1 protein-coding gene is annotated in these 540 nt (G+C 68.3%); it reads right to left on the bottom strand.

The genetic code is table 11. The features are described 5' to 3' along the window. On the bottom strand, positions 1 to 540 hold a 540-nt coding region (locus tag L810_RS43020), incomplete at both ends, for an N-formylglutamate amidohydrolase (protein ID WP_042978431.1).

The following is a 540-nucleotide window of genomic DNA, read 5'->3' as shown; positions in this document are numbered from 1 at the left end:
ACGCGTAAGGGCGCGTCTCTTCCATGTAGGTGATCTGCGAGAGCTCGAGCTGCACGGCCTCGACGCCGGTTTCGGGCACACCGTAGTGGCGCGTGATGTAGCCGCCCTTGAAGCGCCCGTTCGCGACGGCCGTATAGCCGCCATGTTCGAGCACGCGCGCGGCGAGCGCCTCCGCCAGGCCCGGCGCGGCACTTGCACCGCTCGACGTGCCGAAGTTGAAGTCCGGCAGGCGGCCGTCGAAGAAGCGCGGCACGTGCGAGCGGATCGAATGCGCTTCCCACACGAGCACGCGGCCGTGCTCGCGCTTCAGGCGTGCGACTTCGCGTTGCAGCGCGTCGTGGTACGGCAGCCAGTAGCGATCGCGGCGACGCATGATCTCGTCGTTGCCGGGCAGCGCGTTCGCCGGATACAGCGGCGCCTTGTCGAACGTATCGACCGGCACGAGCCCCGTCGTGTCCTGCCCCGGGTACAGGTTCTCGTTGTCGGGCGGACGGTTCAGGTCGACGACGTAGCGCGCATGCGACGGGACGAGGATCGATG

Origin of the sequence: Burkholderia sp. AU4i (genome assembly GCF_000466765.1) — a bacterium.
GTDB lineage: Bacteria > Pseudomonadota > Gammaproteobacteria > Burkholderiales > Burkholderiaceae > Burkholderia > Burkholderia cepacia.
This window is presented reverse-complemented; position numbering and strand designations above follow the sequence as displayed.